Here is a 3,935-nt window from a genome sequence, read left to right as displayed (position 1 = left end):
GTAATGCCATGTCGTGAAGTGCCTGTTCATTTTTATTGTTACCAGCCGCCGGACGAACCACCGCCGCCGAAGCTGCCACCGCCGCCACTGAAGCCCCCGCCGCCACCGCCGCCAAAACCGCCACCGCCGAAACCACCACCGGAGCCACCCGAACCACCCCGGCCGGCGGGGAGAATACCGAGCATCTGGCAAACAAACACAGTCAGGATGAACAACAACACCAAAAACACGAACAGCCCGGGATGCCGCGAGACAAGATCATCATTCGGATCGCCCGTGGACTCATATACCGTCGACGGCTCATCCAGTGGATTACCGCCCAACACCACCAGCATCGCCGCGACACCGTCGCTGATGCCCTTGCTGAAATTGCCGGTCTTGAAAGCGGGTGTGATCACCTGATGGATGATCACCGAGCTCTGCGCATCGGTCAGGCGATCTTCCAGGCCATAGCCGACTTCAATGCGCAGTTTTCGCTCCTCACGGGCGACGATCAGCAATGCGCCGTTGTTCTTGTCCTTCTGGCCGATGCCCCAGTAGCGCCCCAATTGATAACCGAAGTCGGCAATGTCGGTGCCCTGCAAGTTCTCCAGGGTGACTACCACCAGTTGCTCACCGGTAGATTTTTCATGGGCCTGAAGCTGCTGCGTCAGTTGCTCACGCACCGCCGGTTCGATCATTCGGGCGTTATCCACCACCCGTCCGGTCAGCTCAGGAAACTTCAATTCGGCCTGGGCCGCCAGGGCAAACACCCACAGCAACAGCACCAGGCCAGCTTTCAAGACGCGCATGTGCAACCTCGTCCGTGGTGACGCACCGATCAGAATTTGACCTCGGGCGGTTTTTCGGAGCCTGGCGTGGCTTCGAAGGTTTCGCGCACAGGCAGGTCGCTGTACATCACGCTATGCCACAGGCGACCGGGGAAGGTGCGGATTTCGGTGTTGTACTTCTGCACCGCCAGAATGAAATCCCGTCGGGCCACGCTGATGCGGTTTTCGGTGCCTTCGAGCTGCGATTGCAGGGCGAGGAAGTTCTGGTTGGCCTTGAGGTCCGGATAGCGTTCGACCACCACCATCAACCGGCTCAAGGCACCGCTGAGCTGATCCTGGGCCTGTTGGTACTGCTTGAGTTTTTCCGGGTTATCGAGGGTGGAGGCGTCGACCTGGATCGACGTTGCCTTCGCCCGGGCCTCGATCACGGCAGTCAGGGTTTCCTTCTCATGGGCAGCGTAGCCCTTGACCGTTTCCACCAGGTTGGGAATCAGGTCGGCACGGCGCTGATACTGGTTCTGCACCTGGCCCCAGGCCGCCTTGGCCTGCTCGTCGAGGGTCGGAATGTTGTTGATGCCGCAGGCTGTCAGTAGCGTGGCGAGCACCAATAACGTGGCCACTTGCAGGCTCGACCGGTAGGACTGTCGTACATTCATATCAGTGATGCTCCCTTCACATTCATGGAAAAAACAACCGAAGACCCTCTCGGCCGGCTCTTCGGGCATAATCGGCCGCGCATCTGGATTGCATCGGGGCAATGGGCTAAAAAATGCCCAGCGCAAAAAACGCATCCGGCTTTTTTGAACCGGTACCCGAACAACAATAGTCGCTCCCTAAATTTTGGCTGGCCGGCGTGTACATCGCCGTTTGGGCCCTTGAGAAAACTATTCATGAAGAAGCTGTGTTTGCTGGGCCTGTTCGTCAGCCTGGCCAGTCATAACGTATTGGCCGCCACGACGCCCGCACCTCTGGAGAACAAGGAAGCCTTCGTCAGCAACCTGATGAAGCAAATGACCCTCGATGAGAAAATCGGCCAGTTGCGCCTGATCAGCATCGGCCCGGAAATGCCTCGGGAGATGATCCGCAAGGAAATCGCCGCGGGCAACATCGGCGGTACGTTCAACTCGATCACCCGCCCGGAAAACCGTCCGATGCAGGACGCCGCCATGCGCAGCCGGTTGAAGATCCCGATGTTCTTCGCCTATGACGTGATCCACGGCCACCGTACCATTTTCCCGATCCCGCTGGCGTTGGCGTCGAGCTGGGACATGGACGCCATTGGCTTGTCCGGGCGCATCGCCGCCAAGGAAGCGGCGGCTGACAGCCTCGACATCACGTTCGCACCGATGGTTGATATTTCCCGCGACCCACGCTGGGGCCGTACCTCCGAAGGTTTCGGTGAAGACACCTACCTGGTGTCGCGCATTGCCGGGGTGATGGTCAAGGCATTCCAGGGCGCCGGCGCCAACGCCGCCGACAGCATCATGGCCAGCGTCAAGCATTTCGCGCTGTACGGCGCGGTCGAAGGTGGCCGCGACTACAACGTGGTCGACATGAGCCCGGTCAAGATGTACCAGGACTACCTGCCCCCCTATCGCGCGGCGATCGATGCCGGTGCCGGCGGGGTGATGGTGGCGCTGAACTCGATCAACGGCGTGCCGGCCACCGCCAACACCTGGCTGATGAACGACCTGTTGCGCAAAGAATGGGGCTTCAAGGGCCTGGCAGTCAGCGACCACGGGGCGATTTTCGAGCTGATCAAGCACGGCGTCGCCCGTGATGGCCGCGAAGCCGCGAAGCTGGCAATCAAGGCCGGCATCCACATGAGCATGAACGATACCTTGTACGGCAAGGAGCTGCCGGGTTTGCTGAAGTCCGGCGAGATCCAGCAGAGCGACATCGATAACGCCGTGCGTGCAGTGCTCGAAGCCAAATACGACATGGGCCTGTTCAAGGACCCGTACCTGCGCATCGGCAAGGCCGAGGATGATCCGGTCGACACTTACGCCGACAGCCGCTTGCACCGCGCCGAGGCCCGTGACGTCGCGCGTCGCAGCCTGGTATTGCTGAAAAACCAGAATCAGACCCTGCCGCTGAAGAAAACCGCGAAAGTCGCCCTGGTCGGCCCGCTGGCCAAGGCACCCATCGACATGATGGGCAGCTGGGCTGCCGCCGGTCGCCCGGCGCAATCGGTGACCCTGTTCGATGGCATGACCACCGCGCTGGGCAATAAATCGACGCTGATCTACGCCCGTGGCGCCAACATCACCAGCGACAAGAAGATCCTCGACTACCTGAACTTCCTCAACTTCGATGCCCCGGAAGTGGTCGATGATCCGCGTCCGGCCAACGTGTTGATCGACGAAGCGGTAAAAGCCGCCAAGGAGGCTGACGTGGTGGTGGCGGCCGTGGGCGAGTCCCGTGGCATGTCCCACGAATCGTCGAGCCGCACCGACCTGAACATCCCGGAAAACCAGCGTGAACTGATCCGCGCCCTGAAAGCCACCGGTAAGCCGCTGGTATTGGTGTTGATGAACGGCCGCCCGCTGTCGCTTCTTGAAGAGAAAGAACAGGCTGACGCGATTCTCGAAACCTGGTTCAGCGGCACCGAGGGCGGCAATGCCATTGCCGATGTGCTGTTCGGCGACTACAACCCGTCGGGCAAACTGCCGATCACCTTCCCGCGTTCGGTTGGCCAGATTCCCACTTACTACAACCACCTGAGCATCGGCCGGCCGTTCACGCCGGGCAAACCGGGCAACTACACCTCGCAGTATTTCGATGACACAACCGGCCCGCTGTTCCCGTTCGGCTACGGTTTGAGCTACACCGATTTCAGTCTGAGCGACATGGCCCTGTCGTCGACCACGCTGAACAAGACCGGCAAGCTCGACGCCAGCGTCACGGTGAAAAACACTGGCAAGCGTGACGGCGAAACCGTGGTGCAGTTGTACATCCAGGACGAAACCGGTTCGATGATCCGCCCGATCAAGGAACTGAAAAACTTCCAGAAGGTGTTGCTCAAGGCGGGCGAACAGAAAGTCCTGCACTTCACCATCACCGAGGATGACCTGAAGTTCTACAACAGCCAGCTCAAGTACGCTGCGGAGCCGGGCAAGTTCAACGTGCAGATCGGCCTGGATTCCCAGGATGTGACGCAGCAGA

3 protein-coding genes are annotated in these 3,935 nt (G+C 60.1%); 1 reads left to right on the top strand and 2 read right to left on the bottom strand.

Annotated features, from left to right (window positions below; all coding sequences use genetic code 11):
• Positions 1 to 38 precede the first annotated feature (38 nt).
• Positions 39 to 791 (bottom strand): TPM domain-containing protein, encoded by a 753-nt coding sequence (locus tag D8U73_RS25500; RefSeq protein ID WP_130906078.1) that lies wholly within the window; start codon positions 789 to 791, stop codon positions 39 to 41.
• Positions 792 to 820: 29 nt separating this feature from the next.
• Positions 821 to 1,426, bottom strand: coding sequence for a LemA family protein (locus D8U73_RS25495; RefSeq protein WP_056856072.1), 606 nt, complete (start codon positions 1,424 to 1,426; stop codon positions 821 to 823).
• Between the two features lie 234 nt (positions 1,427 to 1,660).
• Between D8U73_RS25495 and bglX the strand changes: the two genes are divergently transcribed.
• Positions 1,661 to 3,935, top strand: a 2,275-nt coding sequence (bglX, locus tag D8U73_RS25490) for a beta-glucosidase BglX (RefSeq protein ID WP_130906077.1), incomplete at its 3' end; no start/stop codon positions are given.

It is taken from the genome of Pseudomonas sp. Sample_22 (assembly GCF_004307635.1).
Taxonomy (GTDB): Bacteria; Pseudomonadota; Gammaproteobacteria; order Pseudomonadales; family Pseudomonadaceae; genus Aquipseudomonas.
The sequence above is the reverse complement of the archived record's forward strand: the minus strand, read 5'-3'. Positions and strand labels throughout refer to the sequence as shown.